This window comes from Variovorax sp. W2I14 (genome assembly GCF_050435205.1).
GTDB classification, from domain to species: Bacteria; Pseudomonadota; Gammaproteobacteria; order Burkholderiales; family Burkholderiaceae_C; genus Variovorax; species Variovorax paradoxus_C.
This window is the reverse complement of record NZ_JBNDJX010000001.1, coordinates 6,506,808-6,526,408: the sequence shown is the minus strand read 5'-3', so window position 1 is coordinate 6,526,408 and position 19,601 is coordinate 6,506,808. Positions and strand designations below refer to the sequence as shown.

The window sequence follows — 19,601 nt, the reverse complement described above, 5'->3', positions numbered from 1 at the left end:
CGCCTCATTCGCCATCTCCACATTCCTCATCCCTACACTGCGGCCATGAAAATCTTTCTCGTCGGCGGCGCCGTCCGCGACCGGCTGCTCGGGCGGCCGGTGTCCGACCACGACTGGCTGGTCGTCGGCGCCACGCCCGAAGACATGACCGGGCGCGGCTACCTGCCCGTGGGGCGCGACTTCCCGGTGTTCCTGCATCCGAAGACGCGCGAGGAATACGCCCTCGCCCGCACCGAGCGCAAGAGCGCGCCCGGCTACCGCGGCTTCACCATCCACACCGCGCCCGACGTCACGCTGGAGCAAGACCTCGCCCGCCGCGACCTGACCATCAATGCCATCGCGCTGCCCGCCGAGCGGGTGAGCGCCGACGGCCAATTCGAACCCGACCCCGATCACCTGGCCGACCCCTTCCACGGCCAGCGCGACCTGCAGGGCAAGGTGCTGCGCCACGTGACCGACGCCTTCCGCGAAGACCCGGTGCGCATCCTGCGGCTGGCGCGCTTTGCCGCGCGCTTCGACGACTTCTCGGTCGCGCCGGAAACCATGGCGCTGATGCGCGAAATGGTCCGGGCCGGCGAGGCCGATGCGCTGGTGCCGGAGCGCGTCTGGCAGGAGCTCGCCCGCGGCCTCATGGAAGCGCGGCCTTCCCGCATGTTCGAGGTGCTGCGCGAATGCGGCGCGCTCGCCGTGCTGCTGCCCGAAGTCGACCGCCTCTGGGGCGTGCCGCAGCCCGAGGCGCACCACCCCGAGATCGACACCGGCGTGCACCTGATGATGGTCCTGGACACCAGCGCGCGGCTCTCGGCCACCTTGCCGGTGCGTTTCGCCTGCCTGATGCACGACCTGGGCAAGGGCACCACGCCCGCCGACGTGCTGCCGCGCCACATCGGCCACGAGAAGCGCAGCGTCGATCTGCTGCATGCGGTGTGCGACCGCTGGCGCGTGCCGGTCGAGATCCGCGAGCTGGCCGAGGTGGTCGCGCGCGAGCACGGCAACGTGCATCGCAGCGGCGCGCTCGATGCGGCGCCGCTGGTGCGCCTGCTGGAGCGCTGCGACGCCTTCAGGAAGCCCGCGCGTTTTGCCGAGGTGCTGCTGGCCTGCGAGTGCGACGCGCGCGGGCGGCTCGGTTTCGAGGACAGACCCTATCCGCAGCGCGAGCGCCTGCTCGCCGTGCTGGCCACCGCCGCGGCCGTGCCCACCGACGTGGTCGCGCGCAAGGCGCAGCAGTCGGGCGCCACCGGACCGCAGATCGGCGACGCCATCCATCGCGCGCGCATCGAGGCCGTGGCGGCATCGCTGCAAGAAAGCTGAAGAAAAGTCGCGGTCCGCCTTGCGCGGACATGGCGGGCATGACTTCTGGCACTTCTCCCTGCAAATCGGCCCGATAGCATCGATCGGGTGAATGCCACCGAGCCGACGCTGTCACACCCATCCCCGCCGCCCCGCCCGGGGGTGCCGGGCGATCTTGGCCTTCGCGTGCTGCGCGAGCATGTGGCCTCGGTGTACGCGGCCTACAACGCATCGATCCTGGTTCACTTCGGCCTCGGTGCGGCGCTGGGCATCGTCATGTACGTGCACCGCCCGCGGTGGTGGATCCTCGCCTGGATGGCCGCCCACCTGAGCTTCGGCCTCGCCCTCTTCCTCATGCCGCGCTGGCACGCCGACGTGCCGCTGCAGGACACCACCCGCTGGGCGCGCCGGCATTCGCGCACCGTGACGCTGGTGAGCATGGCGACGGCCACGGCGCCGTGGCTCTTCATCTCGGCCGACGACCTGCCCACCACCTCGGTGCTGACCGTCGTCATCATCGGCAGTTGCGCGCGCGCCATGCAGTTGCTGTGGCCGCTCAAGCCCGCGCTCTACGGCTACACCCTGCCGATGATGTTGAGCCTGATCGCCGCGCTGGCCTGGCAGGGCGACGCGATGCATCTCTTCCTTGCGGTGTTCAGCCTGGGCTACCTGCTGTTCACGCTGCGCGTGGGCGGCCAGCAGCACAAGCTCCTGACCGATTCGCTGGTGCTGCGCTTCGAAAACGAGGCGCTGGCCGCCCAACTGGGTGTGCAGATCGCAGCTGCCGAACGCGCGAGCGCCGAGAAGACGCGCTTTCTCGCCACCGCCAGCCACGACCTGCGCCAGCCGCTGCACGCCATCGCGCTCTTCGGCGCCGCGCTGGAGAACGAACTGCGCGAGCACCACGGCAGCCGCAACGCGCAGCGGCTGATGCGCGCGGTGAACGCGCTGGGCAATTCGCTCGACACCATGCTGGACGTCTCGCGCCTGGACGCGGGCGTGATCACGCCGGACATCGCGCCGGTGTCGCTGGACGCGATGTTCCGCTCCCTCAATCACATGTTCGCGGCGCAGGCCGAGCAGCGCGCGCTGCAGTTGCGGGTGCGCGCGAGCGGCCTGTGGGTGCACAGCGACCCGCAGTTGCTCTACCGCATGCTTTCGAACCTCGTGGACAACGCGCTGAAGTACACCGCGCAGGGTGGCGTCTCGGTGCGCGCACGGGCGCGCGACGCCGTCGTATGGATCGAAGTGCTGGACACCGGCATCGGCATCGCGCCCGAGCAGCAGGACCGCGTGTTCGAGGAGTACTACCAAGTGCAGAACCCGGGCCGCGACCGCGCCCAGGGCCTGGGCATCGGCTTGTCGATCGTCGAGCGGCTGTCGCGGCTGCTCGACCATCCGGTGCAGGTGACTTCGCGCGTCGGGCGCGGCACGCGCTTTCGCCTTCAGCTGCCGATGGTCGCGGCCGCGCCGCAGCACGAACAGCAAGCGGCTGCCTCGATGCAGCAGCCACAGCGAACGGCTGCCGCACCGGTAATCTCCATTGCGCCTGCCGCGCACCCATTGCCATCGGCCAAGGCAGTACAGGCAGCGCACGGCCGCATTCTCCTGATCGACGACGAAGCCGAGATCCGCGAGGCCATGGCGCGGCTGCTGCAGGGCCACGGCATCGCAGTAGAGACGGCGGCCAACGAGGCCGAGGCCATCGACGCGCTCGGCCGACCCGGAACGCAAGCCGATCCCTTCGTGCTGCTGCTGTGCGACTACCGCCTCGCCAACGGCGACAACGGCCTGGATGTGGGCCAGCGGCTGCAACGCCGCTTCGGGCTCGACGCGCCGCTGGTGCTGGTCACCGGCGAGACCGCCCCCGAGCGGCTGCAGCGCGTGCGCGCCTCCGGCGTGCCCGTGCTGTTCAAGCCGGTGAGCGCAGCCACGCTGCTGCGCATGCTGGGCGATTTCCTGCCGGGCCTGGCCACGCTGCCCGCCTGAGGGAGATCGGCAGGTCGCGGCCCCCGCCGCGAAGCACGTCCGGTTTTGGCCGACACGCGCGACGGAAAGCGCGTGTTATGGTTTTTCCCAATGCCAAAGTCCTCCGACAGCAACCACCAGTTGCCACCTCCGCTGGGCCGCGACGCCGCCCTTTTCCTCGACTTCGACGGCACACTGGTCGGCCTTGCGCCCACCCCCGAAGCCATCGAAATTCCCCCGGCGCTCGTCGCTCTTTTGAGCGATCTGCGCGACCAGCTCGGTGGTGCGTTGGCTGTGGTGTCGGGGCGCCAGATCGACTCGATCGACCGCTTTCTCGCACCGCTGCGGCTGCCCGCGGCCGGCGAGCACGGCGTGCAGCGCCGCGATGCCCAGGGCCACATGCAGGAGCAGCACGCGCCCGATCTGGTGCCGATCCTGGACATCGCCAACGAACTCGCGCGCGTGCACGAAGGCCTCTTGGTGGAGCGCAAGCACGCCGCCATCGCCCTGCACTACCGGCTCGCGCCGCAGCTGGAAGCGGTGTGCGGCGATGCGATGGCGCGCGCCATCGCGGGCCGCCCGGCACTCGAACTCATGCACGGCAAGTTCGTCTTCGAGGTGAAGCCCGCGGGCGTCAACAAGGGCATTGCCATCGACGCCTTCATGACCGAGGCACCCTTCGCGGGCCGCACGCCCGTCTTCGCGGGCGACGACACCACCGACGAGAGCGGCTTCGCGGTGGTGCAGCCGCGCGGCGGCATCGCCATCAAGGTCGGTTCGGGACCCAGCCTCGCGCTGCACCGGCTCGAATCGCCGCGCGCGGTGTACGAATGGCTGGTGCAGGCGCGCGACATGCTGGTAGCGAAACCCTCGGCCCAACCCGAAGAAAACACGCCAAAGAAAACCGAAGAACCGAGGAGCCCCGGATGAGCGAAGAACAACTGTCAAAGGCGCCCGAGGACCGCGCCGGCGAGGCGCTGGCCGACGCTGCCGGCCCCGACGACCGCGCGCCGGTCGACCTGAAGGCCGCCACCGCGCCCGGTCCGCGCGGCTTCGCGCCGCCGGCCGATCCTTCGCTCGATGTCGGGGTGATCGGCAACTGCGCCTACAGCGCGCTCATCGATGCACGCGGCCGCGCCGTGTGGTGCTGCCTGCCGCGCTTCGACGGCGACCCGGTGTTCAACGCGCTGCTGCATCCCGGCGAAGGCGCGGGCGCATGGAGCATCGACATCGAGGACTTCGCCGAAGCCAAGCAGTGGTACGAGCCGAACACGGCCGTGCTGCGCACGCAGCTCTTCGACAGCGCCGGCCAGGGCATCGAGATCACCGACTTCGCGCCGCGCTTCTACAGCCGCTCGCGCTACTTCCGCCCGCTGATGATGGTGCGCCGCGTGCGGCCGATTGCCGGCGCGCCGCGCATCCGCGTGTCGCTCGATCCGCGCTTCCAGTGGGGCGCGTCGGAACCCATCGAGGTGACGCGCGGCAGCAACCACATCCGCTACGTCGGCCCCGATGTCACGCTGCGCCTGAACACCGACGCCTCGATCTCGCACATCCTCGCGCGCCAGCCCTTCGTGATCTCGCGCGAATACAACTTCATGTTCGGCGTGGACGAGACGCTGCTCGACGGCATCGCCGACACCGCGCGCAAGTTCGAGCAGGAAACCATCGCCTACTGGCGCACCTGGAGCAAGCGCCTCGCGATTCCCTTCGAGTACCAGGACGCGGTGATCCGCGCGGCCATCACGCTCAAGCTTTCTCTGTACGAGGACACCGGCGCCATCGTCGCCGCCATGACCACCAGCATCCCCGAGGCACCGGGCAGCCAGCGCAACTGGGACTATCGCTACTGCTGGCTGCGCGATGCCTTCTTCGTGGTGCGCGCGCTCAATTCGCTGAGCGAAGTGGGCACGATGGAAGACTACCTGCGCTGGCTCGGCAACGTGGTCATCGGCTCGCACGGCGAGCACATCCAGCCGCTCTACGGCATCGGGCTGGAGCGCGAGCTGCCCGAGTCCTTCGTCGAAGGCCTTCCGGGCTACCGCGGCATGGGGCCGGTGCGCGTGGGCAACCAGGCGCAAGAGCATTTCCAGCACGACGTGTACGGCAACATCGTGCTCGGCGCGGCGCAGGCGTTTCACGACCACCGGTTGCTCGCCCGCGCGGGTGTGGCCGAGTTTCCGCACCTGGAGGCGGTCGGCGAGCGGGCGGTGAGCGTCTACGGCACGCCCGACGCCGGCATGTGGGAGCTGCGCACCCGCGCCCGCGTGCACACCAGCTCCGCGCTGATGAGCTGGGCCGCCTGCGACCGGCTCGCCAAGATCGCACGCACCCTGGAGCTGCCCGACCGCGCCACCTACTGGCATGGCCATGCGGCGCGCATGAAGGAAGAAATTCTGGCCAAGTCGTGGTGCGAGGAGCGCCAGGCCTTCGCCGAAAGCTTCGGCGGCCACGAGCTGGACGCGAGCATCCTGCTGATGGTCGAAGTGGGTTTGATCGATGCGCGCGACCCGCGCTTCATCTCCACCGTCGATGCCATGGAGAAGTCGCTCTGCGACGGCCCTTACATGCGCCGCTACGAAGCGGCCGACGATTTCGGCAAGCCCGAGACCGCCTTCAACATCTGCACCTTCTGGCGCATCGACGCACTTGCCAAGATCGGCCGCAAGGCCGAGGCACGCCAGATCTTCGAGACCATGCTCGCGGCACGCAACCCGCTCGGCCTGCTTTCGGAAGACACCCACCCGGTCACGGGCGAGATGTGGGGCAATTTTCCGCAGACCTATTCGATGGTCGGCATCATCAATGCGGCTGTGCGTCTGTCCGCTCCCTGGGATTCGTGCATATGAGCCGTCTCGTCGTCATCTCCAACCGCGTGGCCGACCCACGCAAACCAGCAGCCGGCGGCCTGGCCGTCGCACTCGGCGAAAGCCTTCAACAAAGCGGCGGCCTCTGGTTCGGCTGGAGCGGCCAGATCGTGGAAGACGGCCCTACGGGCGAAGGCGAGCTGCACAAGCACCAGGCCGGCAAGGTCACGCTCGCCACCATCGACCTGAGCCGCGAGGACCACGACGCCTATTACCTCGGCTACAGCAACGACGTGCTCTGGCCGGTGTTCCACAACCGCCTGGACCTGGCGCATTTCGAGGCCGGCTTCATCGGCGGCTACCGGCGCGTGAACCAGCTCTTCGCGCGCAAGCTGATGCCGATGCTGAAGGACGACGACGTCATCTGGATCCACGACTACCACCTGATGCCGCTCGCCGCCGAGCTGCGCGCGATGGGCTGCAAGCAGCGCATCGGCTTCTTCCTGCACATTCCGCTGCCGCCGCAGATCATCGTGGCCGCCATTCCGCAGCACGAATGGCTGATGCGCTCGCTGTTCTCGTATGACCTGATCGGCTTCCAGGCACAGCAGGACGTGCAGCACTTCGAGCACTACGTTCGCAACGAGGCGCGCGGCGAATACCTGGGCAACGACATGTACCGCGCCTACGGGCAGACGGTGCGCTGCAGCGCCTTTCCGATCGGCATCGACGTCGACGAATTCGCCGCGCTCACGCACGCGAAGGAATCGCGCGACATGTACGAAACCATGAAGCGCGAGTATTCGAGCCGCCGCCTCCTGCTGGGCATCGACCGGCTCGATTACTCCAAGGGCATTCCGCAGCGCGTGCGCGCATTCCGCGAACTGCTCGCCAACTACCCCGAGAACCGCCGCAGCGCCACGCTGATCCAGATCGCCTCGCCCACGCGCGAGACGGTCGATGCGTATGGCGACATCCGGCGCGAGCTCGAATCGCTGTGCGGCGCGATCAACGGCGACTACGGCGAGCTCGACTGGATGCCGGTGCGCTACATCCACCGCATGGTGGCCCGCAAGCGCGTGCCGGGGTTGTGCCGCGCTGCGGCGGTGGGGTTGGTCACGCCGCTGCGCGACGGCATGAACCTCGTCGCGAAGGAATACATCGCGGCGCAGGACCCGGCCGATCCGGGCGTGCTGGTGCTGTCGCGCTTTGCCGGTGCGGCGGAGCAGTTGAAAGAGGCGCTGCTGGTGAATCCGTACGACACGCACGGCACGGCGGAGACGGTGCAGCAGGCGCTGCAGATGCCGCTGGAGGAGCGGCGCGAACGGCACCAGAAACTGCTGTCGCGGATTCGCGAGCAGGACATTCACTGGTGGCGGCGGACCTTCCTTGAGGCCTTGCGCGAGGCCGCGAGCGAACGCTGAAGCTGTCGTTGGGGCGGCGATCGCGCCGACGGGGTACCTTGCTCCGCGAATGTCCTCCGCCCTTCGGGCTCCCCCTTGATTTCGCTGCGCAAGGCACCCCATCGGCGCGCTCGTTTTCAGAGCCGTCGTTGATCAGCTGTTCACCCAGAGCGTGCCCAAGTGCGCAGGGCATCGGGTGCTCCCCGCAGTGCACCCGCCTGAATGCCCCCGTTACCAGCCCGTGAGCAACCGCACGAAGCGCATCACAGGCCGAGTCTCGGAATAGGCAGAAGCTGCCGGCGCCCCCTTCGTAGGCGCATGAACCCGCAGGTGCGAAGGCTTCAGCGCCGACACCTCGATCCACCCGCCGTGCGCCATGCGATGCACGTCGCCTTCATCGAGCGCCGTCTCGCTCATGAACACCGTGCCGCCGAACCACCCAGGCGGCGACACCAACCGCACACGCCCTTCGGCCACCTGCAGCCAGGTGCCCGCATCGACGCAGGTGCGCAGGGACTGGCCAGGCTCCAGGACGATGGAGTCGGGTGCTTGGGACAGGGTGGTGATCATGGCGGGCCTCGGAGGTGAGTGAGTGAGCGGTGGAAAAGCGATTCGGCGAGTCCAGATCGTAAAAATTCGGGCGCTCAAAAAACAGGCACAAACATCGGCTATTCGCACCGGAACAGCCGGCCGGCAGCGCATCTGTTATGGTCCTTTTCCCGTTCAACTGCATCTGTTTTCGGATGCCCGTTTGGGGGAACATCGACGCCATGGACTCGCTACCGCTCTACCGGCAACTCGCAGCGCACTACGTGGATGCGATCCACACCGGCTCGCTCAAGCAGGGCGACAAGTTGCCTTCGCTGCGCAGCCTCATGCGGCTGCACGAGATCAGCCTCTCGACCGCGCTGCAGTTGTGCCGCGCGATGGAGAGCGACGGCTGGGTCGAGGCGCGCGACCGCTCGGGCTACTTCGTGCGCCGCCCGCAGCGCCTGGCCATCGCGCCGATGGAAGAGCCCGTGGCCGACGTGCCGCCGGACCCCGCGCAGTTCGTCAGCATGCGCACCCGCATGGCCAACTTCATGGCGCGCGGGCGCCACGCCGGCGTGAAGCTCAACTTCGCCATTGCCCGCGCCGCCCCCGAGCTGTACCCGGCCGAGGCCCTGCGCAACTCCATGACGCGCGCGCTGCGCCAGCGGCCCGAGCTGCTGACCACCGCTTCGTCCCAGAAGGGCCACGAGCAGTTCCGCGAGGCCGTGGCGCAGCGCAACCTGCGCGTCGGCATGACGGTGTCGCCGGACGAGGTGCTGGTCACCAACGGCTGCATCGAGGCGCTGAATCTCGCGCTGCGCGCCGTCGCCAAGCCCGGCGACACCGTGGCCGTCGAATCACCCACCTTCTACGGTCTGCTGCAGGTGCTCGAAAGCCTGAACATGCGCGCGCTGGAGATCCCAACCAGCCCGCAGACCGGCATCTCCATCGAAGCGCTCGACCTCGCGATCCACACCTACGACGACATCAAAGCCGTGGTGGTGGTGCCGCATTTGCAGAACCCCATCGGCAGCGTGATGCCCGACGCGCACAAGCAGCGGCTCGTGCAACTGTGCGAGAGCCACGGCATCGCGCTTGTCGAAGACGACACCTACAGCGACCTGGTCGAGAGCGAGGTGCCGCTGCGCGCCGTGAAGTCATGGGACCGCACGGGCAACGTGATCTATTGCGCTTCGCTGCACAAGGTGCTGGCGCCGGGCCTGCGCCTGGGCTGGATCACTGCCGGTCGGTGGCACGCGCAGGTGGAAATGCTCAAGTACGCGCAGACCCGCAACAACGAGGCGCTGGCGCAGATCGCCGCGGGCGAGTTCATCGCGAGCGGCGGCTACGACCGGCACCTGCGGCGCCTGCGCGACCGGCTGCACGTGCAGCGCGACCAGACGGCGGACGCCATCGCGAAGTACTTTCCGCCGGGCACGCGGCTGAACCTGCCGCGCGGCGGCCTTCAGTTGTGGGTCGAGCTGCCCGAGCAGCGCTCGTCGGTCACCGTGTTCGAGGCGGCGCTGCGCGAGCACATGCTGGTGTCGCCGGGCGCGCAGTTCTCCAACTCGGGGCGCTTCGACAACTACCTGCGCATCAACTGCGGATGGCCGTACTCGAAGGCGGTGGACGCGGGGTTGCAGCGGCTGGGCGAGATCGTGTCGTCCACGCGCAAGCTGCCGCGCGCGCCGGCAGCAGGCTAGACGATGTAGAAGACGACGGCGTCGCGCCGCACCGCCGCCTCGGCGAAAAAACGCTTCACGCCTTCCATGAAGTCCGCCAGATCCTCGGCGCTGCCCTGCCAGGTCTTCGCCCAGTAGAGCTCGGCGAATTGCGCCGGCTCGCCGGTGAACCGCGCCACCAGCTCGGGCACGCTGCGCCGCGCCAGCCGGGCCGCCGCGCGCTCGACGTGGCTGGCCGTCAGGTAGATGCAGCCCAGGCCCTCCGTGCCTTCGAGCTGTTCGCCGTCCACGGCCTCGGGCAGCAGCACGCGCACCACGTCCCAGGCCTGCTCCACCGTCTGGCTGGCGTGCGGTCCGCCCTTGTCCCCGGGCGTGTGGAAGAGGAAACCCGACACGCTCGACGGATCGATGACCAGCCCGCGCAGCCGGTAACGGTCGAAGGCGTAGAACGCGCCCCCGATGCTCACGTGCTCGGCTCCAGCCGCGCGGCCCGCGCGACCGCCGCCAGCGCGAGGCTCACGTTGTCGATGTTGCGCTGCGCGTTCGCGAGATTGCCGAAGTGGTCCGGCGCGCAGATCTGGTTGAGCAGCAGCGTGCGCTTGAAGTGCTTCAGCGCCTCGCGCAGGTCGCCCTCTTCCTGCGCGATCAGGCCCAGGTCGTTGTGCGCAGTGGCCGCGCTGGTGGAAATGCCCCGGCAGCTGCGCTCCTGGATCGCCAGCGCGCGTTCGAACAAGGGCTTGGCGTGCTCGGCCTCGTTGCGCGCCATGTGCAGCTGCGCGAAGTTGATCAAGAGGTCGGCGTGCAGGTCGGCATCGCCCTTCCCGTTCTCTTCCGGCGCCAGCTTGTCCAGGTGCACCATGGCCCGCGCGTAGCAGAGCTCGGCCTTCTGGTCCTGGTCGGTGGTCGCATAGAGAAACGCCAGATTGTTGATGGCCCGCACCACGTCGTCGGTCGAGTTGCCCTTGCTGAGCGCCACGGCCATCGCGATGGTCTTCTTGTAGAGCACTTCCGCTTCTTCGGAGCGGCCGGCGCCGGCGCGCAGCAGCGCGAGCGTGTTGCTCGGGCCGAGCCGCCAGCTGTCGTCAAGGCCCAACTGGTCGATGATGGCCAGGCATTCATCGAGCAGCGACACGGCCTTGTCGTGCCATTGCAGCTGCCGGCAGAACTCGGCGTGATTGATGAGGTGCAGCACGACGGCCTTGCCGAGCCCGCCGCCGCACAGCTGGCGGCTGGTGTGGACCGCCTCGGCGCACAGCCGCTCGGCGAGCGCCAGGTCGCGCCGCTCGAAGGCGCCCTTGTAGCGCCGCTCCTGGTCTTCGAGCAGGCCGAGCAGCACGGTGTCGTCGCCCGGGCCGCGGCCGGCGGGCAGGCCCGCGCGCAACTGTCGCGCGGCGTGGTGTTCGCCGATGCCGGCCAGGGTCATGGCCAGCGCCTTGCGCGCGATCTCCATGTCTTCCGCCGGCATACCGATCTGGCGGCCGATGGCAAGGCTTTCCTCCAGGCTGGCCTTGGCCTCGTCGAAGGCCTTGAACTGGTAGCAGGCCTGGCCGTGCATGCACAGCGACATCGCCAGGTTCTGGTGCGGTCCCTTGAAGACCTTGCGCGCGTTGGCGACGATCTGCTCGCTCAGCGCCACCGCCCGGGCCCAGTCGTGCGTCTCGGCGGCGATGACGAAGCGCTCGCGCAGCGCATCGGCATGGCTGAGCGCCTCGAGGTCATAGGTCTTGGCGGTGGGGCGGCGCGCGGCGTCGATTTCATCCTGCCGCTTCAGGCGCACGTGGACCCAGTAGATGTCGAACAGGAGCCAGGGGCCGAGCAGGCCCAGGCAGAACCCCGCGCCCGGCAGGCTGCTGACGCCGAGGAGCAACAGCAGCAATTGCGCCGCCCCGCCCAGGTAGCTGCCCAGATAGAAACGGTGCGCGCCCATGAAGCCACCGACCACCAGCAGCAGCCAGGCGAGCGGCTTGCGGCGGGGGGACCGGGGTGGCGAGATGCGCATGGTTCGCCGAGGGTATTGCGGCGCGGCCGCTCAGTCCAGCAAAGCCAGCGCCGCGTAGTCGCCGACCTTCTCGCCGAGCCCTGCGGGCACAAGAAGCACGCCGCGGGTGAGCGGCGGCAGCTTGCCGTCCACGTGGGCCTGCAGGCGCGGCAGCAGGAACTCGCGGTGGTGCCAGAACACGCTGCCGCCCAGGCTGATGCGCTGCAGGTCCAGCGTGGCGACCAGGTTGTAGAGCATGCGGCCCATCACGCGGCACAAGGCATCGACGATTTCGAGCGAGTGCGGCTCACCGGCCGCGGCCGCCGTGAAGAGATCGGCCGCGGGCTGGCCGAAGCGCCGTGCGATGGAGTTGCCGGCGATCAGGCCCTCCACGTCGCCGACGTTGCCGCAGCCACAGAGCGCGCCGCTCGCATCGTCGACCACGAAGCTGTGGCCCGCATGGCCGGCATTGCCGTTCTTGCCGCGCAGCGCACGGCCGTCGACGCACAGCCCCACGCCGACACCGGTGCTCCAGGTGACGTAGGCGCAGTTGTCCATGCCCTTGAGCGCGCCCCAGTGCCGTTCGGCCTCGAGCGCTGCGACGGCGTCGTTCTCGACGCGCACGCGGCCGAAACGCTTGGCGAGCGGGGCCTCGACCAGTGCCGTCATCCAGTTGTTGGGGAGACCGCGCGCCGGCCCGGCGATGCCGCCGCAGATGTTGGGCGTGGCCAGCTCGACCATGCCGTCGTGCAACTCGAAGGGCCCCGCCGACGACACGCCCACGCGATCGATCGTGGCCGGATCGACGCCCTGTTCGGCGCAGACCTCGTCGATCATCCGCATGATCTGCACCGCCACGGCGTCGTTGTCGCCGGTCTTGGCGGTCGGCTCGCTGCGGCGGCCGATCAGCGGCGCGTCGGCCGATGCGGAAAGGCTCACGGCCACCTTGGTGCCGCCGATGTCTACGCAGGCTCTCATTGCGGGTTTTCTTTTCTCTGTCGTCTAAAGAAGGCGCGCCACCAGCGCCGCGATCATGCTGAGCACCAGGGTGCTCGCAATCGGCAGCTGCCAGTCGCGGCCGAAGGCGCGAAACTCGAAATCGCCGGGCAACCGTCCGAAGCCGAAGCGGCGCAGCCAGGCGGTCAGCCCGCTCATGAGCACCAATGCAAGGACAACGACGATCAGCCAGCGGAACATGAGGACAGTCTAGGCGGCGAGGATCGCCATGGCTTGTCGGTGAAGTTCGGGCGTTGCCGCGGCAATCACCCTGCCGTCGGACTTCAGGTTCAGCGGCTGGCCCTGCCAGTCGGTGATGATGCCGCCCGCGGCCTCGATCAGGCCCGCGGGGCCCAGGTAGTCGTAGGGCTGCAGGCCGGTTTCCACCACGAGGTCGATGGTGCCGCCCGCCAGTTGCGCGTAGCCATAGCAGTCGCCGCCGAAGCGGCGCATCGCGCATTGGCGGCTGAGCCGGTCGAAGGCCTGCCAGTCGGCGGGCGCGAAGATGTCGGGCGAGGTGGTCACGATGCGCGCCTTGGCCACCTCGGTGCAATTGCTCACGTGCACCGGCTGGCCGTCGCGCATGGCGCCCTTGCCGGCCTGGCCGATCCAGCGTTCCTTGAGCACCGGCATGTCGATCACGCCGAGCACCACGCGATTTCCCTGCAGCACGCCGATCAGCGTGCCCCACAGCGGCGAACCGGTGATGAAGCTGCGGGTGCCGTCGATCGGGTCGAGCACCCAGATGCGCTCGGCGTCCAGCCGCTCCGGGCCGTGTTCTTCGCCATAGATGCCGTCCGCCGGCACGCGCGCCCCGAGGATCTCGCGCATCGCCGTCTCGGCCGCGCGGTCGGCCAGCGTGACGGGGCTTTCGTCGGCCTTGGTGATGATGTCCAGCGGCGTGCGGAAATGGCGCATCGACAGCGCCGCGGCCGCATCGGCCAGCGCCTCGGCAATCGCCGACAGATCGGGAGTGGAAGAGCTCATGGGAGAGAGTGAACGCGTGCCAAAACTGCGATTAGACCCGAGGCGGCCGGGGTTTGACACGGGAAGGACCATCGACCTAGCATGGCGCGAAAATTGCCAGGGACAGAACCAATGGCCTCCTTCAAATTCCTGCGCGCCGCGCTCCTCACCCTGCTGCTCGGCGCTTTCGCCGTGCTGGCCCAGGCCACGCCTTCCGACGCCGAGGACAAGCTCATCGACACGCTGATCCAGCGCGTCTCGAAGATGAGCGCCATGGTGTTCCTGCGCAACGGCAACGAATACAACGCCGCCGATGCCGCCAAGCACATGCAGGCGAAGTACGACTACTTCAAAAAGGAACTGGCCACGGCCGAGGACTTCATCGAGCGCTGCGCCTCGCGCTCCGAGATGACCGGGCAGGCCTACAAGGTGAAGCTCAACAATGGCGCGGTGCGGGATGCCAACGAGTTCCTGAACAGCGAGCTGCGCGCGTTGCGTCGAAAAGCAAAAGCAACGGAAAGCAGCTAGCGGGACCGCCCAACTCCTTTTTCCGGCTTCCTGCCTCCCTTGTTTGGGGGATTCCGTTTGATCCGGCGCACTCGAAGATGCGTTTCGGAAACGGCCACATGCGCCGCAAACCGAGTTCAAGCCAATCGCCAATCCCCGTTCGCAACAACAGGCGGCGCCGGAACGGCCAAACTGACGGAGCCACCATGATCGACTTTGATCCGTCACGCTCGGCGCTTTACACCCCGGAGCAACGCGGGACCGTTTTCTCGGCTTCGCAGGCATATTCGATCGTCCAGCTCGGGCTGGAGGCCTCTCGCCTGGCCTATCTCCGCGCGGAGGTCTCCGCCTCTCAACGACAGACCCTCTCGCAGGTATTGGGCGTGATCGGATTCGGCGCACCGAGGATGTTCTCGGATCCGCAGACGAACACGCAAGCATTTGGCGCCTTCCGGAGAGCGGATCGCACGGCTCTTCTTGCATTCCGCGGAACACAGCCGGACGAAGTCGGCGACCTTGGCACGGACTTGCAGGCAGACATGGTCCCATGGCCGGAGGCCGCAGGGCGCGTGCACGCGGGCTTTGCAACTGCGTTCCGTGCGATCAGGCCGGCGCTGGTCGAATGGCTCGACAGCGAATGCGCAGAAAGAAGTGAACTGATCCTGTCGGGCCACAGCCTGGGTGCGGCGCTGGCCACCCTGGCCGCCACGGTCTGGCAACCTGCGCAACTGGTCACACTGGGCTCTCCTCGCGTGGGCAACCCGGAATTCGCCGCCGCGCTCGTCGGCGTTCCTGTGACGCGCGTGGTGAACTGCTGCGATGCGGTGACGCAAATCCCTCCGGAGTCGCCGTGGTACACCCATGTGGCGCCGATGACCTACGTTCGTAGCAACGGGACGGTCGTGCTCCACCCCGAAGGATCCGAGGTGCTCGGTGATCGGTTGGAAGCGCGTGCCCGCTATCTGGTGCAGCACGCCTGGCGAGCCGGTGCGGTCCTCGTGCGGGATCTCGCCGACCATGCGCCCATCAACTACGTGCGGGCTTTCTTCCCGTGATCCTCGCCGCCCACGCCCAGGCCTGCGAGGCCGGCACGATCCAGCTGTGGGTCGGGATGTTCGGCACGCAAGATCCGCCGGCACCGGCGTTCTTCATCCGCGAGGCCGCGGCCGTGCCGCTCGACCCTTCGCCGATGACGCCGATACGCGACCGCCATGTCGGCACCGACGGCAAGCCGATCAACCATCGCGGGATTTTTCGCTTTTCGGTTGCGCCCAACGAAGACCTTTACGCGGTGCGGATTGTCGCGGGCGGCGAAATATACGAGCTGAAAGTACGGACCCTCCCGCAGGCGCTGCCCAGCACCCTTGATGGCGAATTCAACATCCTCCTGTGTTCCTGCTACTTCCAGCCCGAAGACAGGAACGGCCTGCTGGGCACGATCGCTTCGCAGATCAAATTGAAGCCGCACCTCACGCTGATGGCAGGCGACCAGGTTTATCTGGACCTGCCGCTGCTGGAAGACATGCCGCAGTCGGAGCCCGCGCTATCGCAACTCGTCGGCGACAAGTACATGAGGAACTGGGCGTCGGCGTCGCTCAACACTGCTGGCCTCGAACCGGTGCTGGCGAAGGCGCCGGTCGTGGCGATTGCGGACGATCACGAGTTCTGGAACAACTATCCGTTCCCGCAGGCCCAGTTGCCCAACACCTGGAGTGACGAGGTTCGGGGTCGCTGGAAGGCTGCGGCACAGGCGCTCTACGAGGACTACCAGCTTGCCTGCGATCCCACTGCCGCGGGTGTGACGAGACTCGACGTGCTCCCTCTGCGGATGTTGTTCGTCGACATGCGTGCGAATCGCGACGACAGTTTTCATCGCCTGATGAATCCCGCAGCCGAGAGCGCCTTCAAGTCGTGGGTGGACGATCTCATCCAGGACAAGATAGCAGGCGCTCCCGCTGTAGGCGTACTGGCGTCGGGGCAAGCACTGTTCATCGATTCGCCCACGAGCGATTTCAAGAAGCGCACAGCCGATGCCGAGATGGGGAACTACCAGCAGTTCGACTTGGTGAAAAGCGAACTAGTACGGCTGGCCGACGAAGGCGTTCCGCTGCTTTACCTGACCGGCGATGTGCACTGGAGCCGCGTGGCCAGTGCGAAGGATCGACAGCACCCGGGAATGCCTCTTTTCTACGAAGTCATTTCGTCGCCCTCGTGCCTGATCCGCACGCCCGTCATCGACGCCGCGAAGGAGTCCATCAATGCCGTGAAAGGCATCTTCGGGGCCAAGAGTCCATGGCCGCGGCACAGCGACCCCGCGGAGGTACCCGACTACTTCGGGCCCGCCAATCGCTTCTCGCTTCGAAGCGAATTCAAGCGTGCCGGTGACCGCATCGCCTTCGTTTCGTTCGCACGCGCGGGAAACGGCGTGGACGTTCGGGTGACCTATTACGCCATCTCGCCCGACAAGAAACTGTCCCGCTCCGAGACGGTCAAGACCCTTGAACTTCGTCCTGTGTAGGGAGCCATCATGCTGCGACAAGCCCGATCCGGATCGACGCAAAGAAATCCCCAGTTCTCGGAGTTCGAACGCGAGGCCAGGGAAAAGAACACGCAATGGGGCGCGAGGGCCGTCGCCGAAATGCAGACCGGCGGTTCAAGCGATTGGACCTACATCGTCCTGCTGGGCGGCAGCGATTCGATGTCGTTTCGGGTGCGCGTGGCGCAGTCCCACCTGCGCAGCGACATGCTGCCGTCGTATTGGTCGCAAGCGCTGCTGGTGGAGCTCAAACGAGATTCAGTGGTCAAGGCCAACGCGATCCATGTGCCGTTGCTGCAGCCTGACGGGCTGGAGTTTGCCGCCCGGACCAACGGCGTGGTGGTGCAACCCTTGACCGATTTCGACGACCCGATACGCTTTCCCAACATCGCCGTTGTCGCCATTCCGGTCTCACAGGCGCTGATCCTGCAATGCGTCGAAAGCTTCCGGCGGTCGCGCCCCACGCTCGACGCGCTGGAGCATGTGGTGCGCTGGCTCGCTTTTGCATGGGGAGCGGCGCGCACGCCCAATCCATTGCACGACAACTACGGCCTGCCGTCGTCCTGCATGCTGGAGACCGTCTGCGCGGCGGCCAATTTCGATCTGACGCCGGGCTTGGAATCGCGCGCCTCGTGCCCTGAAGCAATCTGGGCGACCGCCCGCTATTGGCAGGCGTATATCGAGAAATTCAGCGGGCGCGCACCTGCCGGCCGGTATTGGAGGCCGCACACGTACCCGATCACCGAGCCTCACGATGCCGCAACGCCTCCGCGACCCGCGGGAAAAAGCGGTCAACCCGCGAAAAGGAAGTGACGCAATGAAAACGTCCTGGAAGGCAAGGCTTCACCAAGGGGTCGCTTGGGGAGGCCCGGTATTGCTGCTCGGACCTCTGGTCTATCTGGCCTGGTTCATCGTCTCACCGGAGGCAGATGCGGGCTTTGTCCGCCTTGTGGTCAGAAACCATCTGGTCTTCTTCGGGATGCCCTATGCAGCCTTCTTCGCCTACTACGCCGTCGTGACTCTAGAGTCCTCGCGGGGACCGATTCAGGTCGAGTTCGGCGGACTCAAGTTCCAGGGTGCAGCTGGCCCGTTGATTTTTTGGATTCTGATTTTTCTGTCCGTGATTTCCGGATTCAAGCTGCTGTGGGTAGGCTGAGCGCGCGTCCAGGCTTCAGCGCTGCTGGCCCCAGCGCCGCACGGTGAGCCGCTCCAGCGTCTTGAACCCCAGGCTCTCCACCAGCAGGCCGATCAGCACCACCATCGCGAGGCCCGCGAACACGCGGTCGGTGTAGAGCTCGTTGCGGTTCTGGAAGATGTACCAGCCGAGGCCGCCCTTGCCCGACGAAGCACCGAACACCAGCTCGGCCGCGATCAGCGTGCGCCAGGCGAAGGCCCAACCGATCTTCAGTCCCGACAGGATCGACGGCAGCGCGGCCGGCACCAGGATCTGCAGCACATAGCGCAGGCCCTTGAGCCCGTAGTTGCGCCCGGCCATCCGCAGCGTCTCGGGCACGCCCTGGAAGCCCGCATAGGTGTTGAGCGCCAGCGGCCAGAGCACCGAATGGATCAGCACGAACACCAGGCTGCCGCGGCCGAGGCCGAACCACAGCAAGGCGAGCGGCAGCAGCGCGATGGCGGGCAGCGGGTTGAACATCGACGTCAACGTGTCCAGCAGATCGCGGCCGATCTGCGTGGACACCGCGAGCGTGGTGAGCGCGAAGGCCAGCACCACGCCTGCCAGGTAGCCCTGCAGCAGCACGGCCAGCGAGATGCGCACCTTCTCGATCAATTCGCCGCTCGCGAGTCCGTCGAACAACGCCGACGCGGTGGCGGTGAAGGTGGGCAGCAGCAGATCGTTGTTCTGCCAGCGGGCCGCGAACTCCCAGAGCACGGCGATGACGATGAGGATCAGGCCCTTGCGCACGCCGGCCTGTGCCCAGATGCGGGCAGGCAGCGGCAGCGTGCGTTCGAGCGGCGCTTCGGTGAAGGGCTCGAGCACGCGTTCGTACTCGGGGCGAATCGGCGGGACGATGGCGCTCATGCCGCCGCCTCCGCATGTTCTTCCTCGAACAGCATGTCGTGAATGCGCTGTGCCGTGCTCTGGAACTCCGCACCGCCCAGGCTCGCGAGCGAGAACCCGTGGCTGTTGACCTCGGCGCGCATGCGCCCCGGATGTGGCGACAGCAGCGCCACGCGGTTGCCCACCACCAGCGCTTCTTCGATGGAATGCGTGACGAACAGCAGCGTGAAGCGCACCTCGTCCCACAGCTCGAGCAGTTCCTGCTGCATCTTGCGGCGCGTGAGCGCGTCGAGCGCGGCGAAGGGCTCGTCCATCAGCAGCACGCGCGGCTGCATCGCGAGCGCGCGGGCAATCGCCACGCGCTGCTTCATGCCGCCCGAGAGCTGGTGCGGGTGCACATCGGCGAACTTGGCGAGGCCGACCTTGTCGAGGTAGTGCAGTGCGCGCTCGGCCGCTTCCTTCCTGCCGAGCGTGCGCGATGCGAGCAGCGGGAACATGACGTTCTGCTTGACCGTCTTCCACGGCGGCAGTTGGTCGAACTCCTGGAACACGACGATGCGGTCGGGGCCGGGATGCGTCACGCGCTGGCCGTCGAGGCGGATCTCGCCTTCGACCGGCGCGATGAAACCGCCCACGGCCTTCAGCAGCGTGGACTTGCCGCAGCCCGAGGGGCCAAGCAGCACGAAGCGATCGGCGGCGTGGACGTCGAAGCTCACACGGTGCGTGGCGCGCACGACGCGTTCGGGGGTGCGGTATTCGAGGCTGATGCCGTCGACTTGCAGCAATGGTGCGGCGTCTTGCCTTGGGTCTTCCTCCCTCCCCTCCCGGGGGAGGGCTGGGGTGGGGGCAGACGGCGCCGACTTCGCCACCGCTCTGCCCGCCCCCATCCCAACCTTCCCCCAGAGGGGGAAGGAGTC

At 67.5% G+C, this 19,601-nt stretch carries 19 protein-coding genes; 11 read left to right on the top strand and 8 right to left on the bottom strand.

Translation table 11 applies throughout. The features are described 5' to 3' along the window. Positions 1-45: 45 nt before the first annotated feature. The 5 genes from QF040_RS30455 (at position 46) to otsA (ending at position 7,489) form a co-directional block, all read left to right on the top strand. Positions 46-1,311: a multifunctional CCA addition/repair protein gene (locus QF040_RS30455; RefSeq protein ID WP_429614050.1), complete on the top strand. Its 1,266-nt coding sequence runs from the start codon at positions 46-48 to the stop codon at positions 1,309-1,311. 141 nt (positions 1,312-1,452) lie between these two features. Further along, the gene (locus QF040_RS30450) at positions 1,453-3,279 is read left to right on the top strand and encodes an ATP-binding response regulator (RefSeq protein WP_429614049.1); all 1,827 of its coding nucleotides are present in this window, start codon (positions 1,453-1,455) and stop codon (positions 3,277-3,279) included. A gap of 90 nt (positions 3,280-3,369) precedes the next feature. After that, on the top strand, positions 3,370-4,188 hold the full coding sequence (gene otsB / locus QF040_RS30445) for a trehalose-phosphatase (RefSeq protein ID WP_429614048.1): 819 nt from the start codon (positions 3,370-3,372) through the stop codon (positions 4,186-4,188). After that, entirely contained in the window at positions 4,185-6,107 is a 1,923-nt protein-coding gene (locus QF040_RS30440) for a glycoside hydrolase family 15 protein (protein ID WP_429614047.1), read from the top strand. Before otsB ends, QF040_RS30440 begins: the two co-directional genes overlap by 4 nt. Then, entirely contained in the window at positions 6,104-7,489 is a 1,386-nt protein-coding gene (gene otsA, locus QF040_RS30435; protein WP_429614046.1) for an alpha,alpha-trehalose-phosphate synthase (UDP-forming), read from the top strand. The genes QF040_RS30440 and otsA overlap by 4 nt, the downstream gene beginning before the upstream one ends. A 210-nt stretch (positions 7,490-7,699) precedes the next feature. On the opposite strand, the gene QF040_RS30430 is transcribed toward otsA, so the two are convergent. Beyond that, a complete protein-coding gene (locus tag QF040_RS30430) occupies positions 7,700-8,038 on the bottom strand; it encodes a hypothetical protein (protein WP_429614045.1) in 339 nt (112 codons plus the stop codon). Between the two features lie 200 nt (positions 8,039-8,238). On the opposite strand from QF040_RS30430, the gene QF040_RS30425 reads away from it, so the two are divergent. Next, positions 8,239-9,702: a PLP-dependent aminotransferase family protein gene (locus tag QF040_RS30425; RefSeq protein WP_429614044.1), complete on the top strand. Its 1,464-nt coding sequence runs from the start codon at positions 8,239-8,241 to the stop codon at positions 9,700-9,702. Here the strand turns inward: QF040_RS30425 and QF040_RS30420 are convergent. From QF040_RS30420 to hisN, 5 genes are read right to left on the bottom strand one after another with little or no spacing between them, the layout of a single operon-like run. Next, the gene (locus QF040_RS30420; RefSeq protein ID WP_429614043.1) at positions 9,699-10,148 is read right to left on the bottom strand and encodes a DUF1877 family protein; all 450 of its coding nucleotides are present in this window, start codon (positions 10,146-10,148) and stop codon (positions 9,699-9,701) included. The two genes, QF040_RS30425 and QF040_RS30420, sit on opposite strands and share 4 nt — an antisense overlap. Next, positions 10,145-11,680, bottom strand: coding sequence for a tetratricopeptide repeat protein (locus QF040_RS30415; RefSeq protein WP_429614042.1), 1,536 nt, complete (start codon positions 11,678-11,680; stop codon positions 10,145-10,147). The genes QF040_RS30420 and QF040_RS30415 overlap by 4 nt, the downstream gene beginning before the upstream one ends. Before the next feature lie 30 nt (positions 11,681-11,710). Then, positions 11,711-12,637: an ROK family protein gene (locus tag QF040_RS30410; protein WP_429614041.1), complete on the bottom strand. Its 927-nt coding sequence runs from the start codon at positions 12,635-12,637 to the stop codon at positions 11,711-11,713. Between the two features lie 24 nt (positions 12,638-12,661). Then, positions 12,662-12,856 carry a DUF2905 domain-containing protein gene (locus QF040_RS30405; RefSeq protein ID WP_013539508.1) on the bottom strand — a complete coding sequence of 65 codons (195 nt, stop codon included), beginning with the start codon at positions 12,854-12,856 and terminating at the stop codon, positions 12,662-12,664. Positions 12,857-12,865: 9 nt separating this feature from the next. Further along, on the bottom strand, positions 12,866-13,642 hold the full coding sequence (gene hisN, locus QF040_RS30400) for a histidinol-phosphatase (RefSeq protein WP_429614040.1): 777 nt from the start codon (positions 13,640-13,642) through the stop codon (positions 12,866-12,868). 111 nt (positions 13,643-13,753) lie between these two features. Between hisN and QF040_RS30395 the strand changes: the two genes are divergently transcribed. The 5 genes from QF040_RS30395 to QF040_RS30375 all read left to right on the top strand — a co-directional run bounded on the left by QF040_RS30395 (position 13,754) and on the right by QF040_RS30375 (position 17,820). Then, a complete protein-coding gene (locus tag QF040_RS30395) occupies positions 13,754-14,149 on the top strand; it encodes a DUF5329 family protein (RefSeq protein WP_429614039.1) in 396 nt (131 codons plus the stop codon). A gap of 185 nt (positions 14,150-14,334) precedes the next feature. Continuing rightward, positions 14,335-15,183 (top strand): lipase family protein, encoded by an 849-nt coding sequence (locus QF040_RS30390; protein ID WP_429614038.1) that lies wholly within the window; start codon positions 14,335-14,337, stop codon positions 15,181-15,183. Continuing rightward, entirely contained in the window at positions 15,180-16,646 is a 1,467-nt protein-coding gene (locus tag QF040_RS30385; protein ID WP_429614037.1) for an alkaline phosphatase D family protein, read from the top strand. Before QF040_RS30390 ends, QF040_RS30385 begins: the two co-directional genes overlap by 4 nt. 9 nt (positions 16,647-16,655) lie before the next feature. Further along, entirely contained in the window at positions 16,656-17,477 is an 822-nt protein-coding gene (locus tag QF040_RS30380) for a hypothetical protein (RefSeq protein ID WP_429614036.1), read from the top strand. Positions 17,478-17,481: 4 nt separating this feature from the next. Then, positions 17,482-17,820 (top strand): hypothetical protein, encoded by a 339-nt coding sequence (locus QF040_RS30375; RefSeq protein WP_429614035.1) that lies wholly within the window; start codon positions 17,482-17,484, stop codon positions 17,818-17,820. Positions 17,821-17,835: 15 nt separating this feature from the next. On the opposite strand, the gene QF040_RS30370 is transcribed toward QF040_RS30375, so the two are convergent. Next, the gene (locus QF040_RS30370; protein WP_429614034.1) at positions 17,836-18,705 is read right to left on the bottom strand and encodes an ABC transporter permease; all 870 of its coding nucleotides are present in this window, start codon (positions 18,703-18,705) and stop codon (positions 17,836-17,838) included. Further along, complete coding sequence (locus tag QF040_RS30365) at positions 18,702-19,571, bottom strand: ABC transporter ATP-binding protein (protein ID WP_429614033.1); 870 nt, start codon at positions 19,569-19,571, stop codon at positions 18,702-18,704. Before QF040_RS30365 ends, QF040_RS30370 begins: the two co-directional genes overlap by 4 nt. Positions 19,572-19,601 lie beyond the last annotated feature (30 nt).

Coding starts and splice junctions, on each gene's coding strand:
- QF040_RS30380 (WP_429614036.1), top strand. CDS start 16,656: ATGCTGCGACAAGCCCGATCCGGATCGACGCAAAGAAATCCCCAGTTC.
- QF040_RS30440 (WP_429614047.1), top strand. CDS start 4,185: ATGAGCGAAGAACAACTGTCAAAGGCGCCCGAGGACCGCGCCGGCGAG.
- QF040_RS30455 (WP_429614050.1), top strand. CDS start 46: ATGAAAATCTTTCTCGTCGGCGGCGCCGTCCGCGACCGGCTGCTCGGG.
- otsB (WP_429614048.1), top strand. CDS start 3,370: ATGCCAAAGTCCTCCGACAGCAACCACCAGTTGCCACCTCCGCTGGGC.
- QF040_RS30430 (WP_429614045.1), bottom strand. CDS start 8,038: ATGATCACCACCCTGTCCCAAGCACCCGACTCCATCGTCCTGGAGCCT.
- QF040_RS30390 (WP_429614038.1), top strand. CDS start 14,335: ATGATCGACTTTGATCCGTCACGCTCGGCGCTTTACACCCCGGAGCAA.
- QF040_RS30375 (WP_429614035.1), top strand. CDS start 17,482: ATGAAAACGTCCTGGAAGGCAAGGCTTCACCAAGGGGTCGCTTGGGGA.
- QF040_RS30410 (WP_429614041.1), bottom strand. CDS start 12,637: ATGAGAGCCTGCGTAGACATCGGCGGCACCAAGGTGGCCGTGAGCCTT.
- QF040_RS30405 (WP_013539508.1), bottom strand. CDS start 12,856: ATGTTCCGCTGGCTGATCGTCGTTGTCCTTGCATTGGTGCTCATGAGC.
- QF040_RS30425 (WP_429614044.1), top strand. CDS start 8,239: ATGGACTCGCTACCGCTCTACCGGCAACTCGCAGCGCACTACGTGGAT.
- QF040_RS30415 (WP_429614042.1), bottom strand. CDS start 11,680: ATGCGCATCTCGCCACCCCGGTCCCCCCGCCGCAAGCCGCTCGCCTGG.
- QF040_RS30370 (WP_429614034.1), bottom strand. CDS start 18,705: ATGAGCGCCATCGTCCCGCCGATTCGCCCCGAGTACGAACGCGTGCTC.
- otsA (WP_429614046.1), top strand. CDS start 6,104: ATGAGCCGTCTCGTCGTCATCTCCAACCGCGTGGCCGACCCACGCAAA.
- QF040_RS30395 (WP_429614039.1), top strand. CDS start 13,754: ATGGCCTCCTTCAAATTCCTGCGCGCCGCGCTCCTCACCCTGCTGCTC.
- hisN (WP_429614040.1), bottom strand. CDS start 13,642: ATGAGCTCTTCCACTCCCGATCTGTCGGCGATTGCCGAGGCGCTGGCC.
- QF040_RS30365 (WP_429614033.1), bottom strand. CDS start 19,571: ATGGGGGCGGGCAGAGCGGTGGCGAAGTCGGCGCCGTCTGCCCCCACC.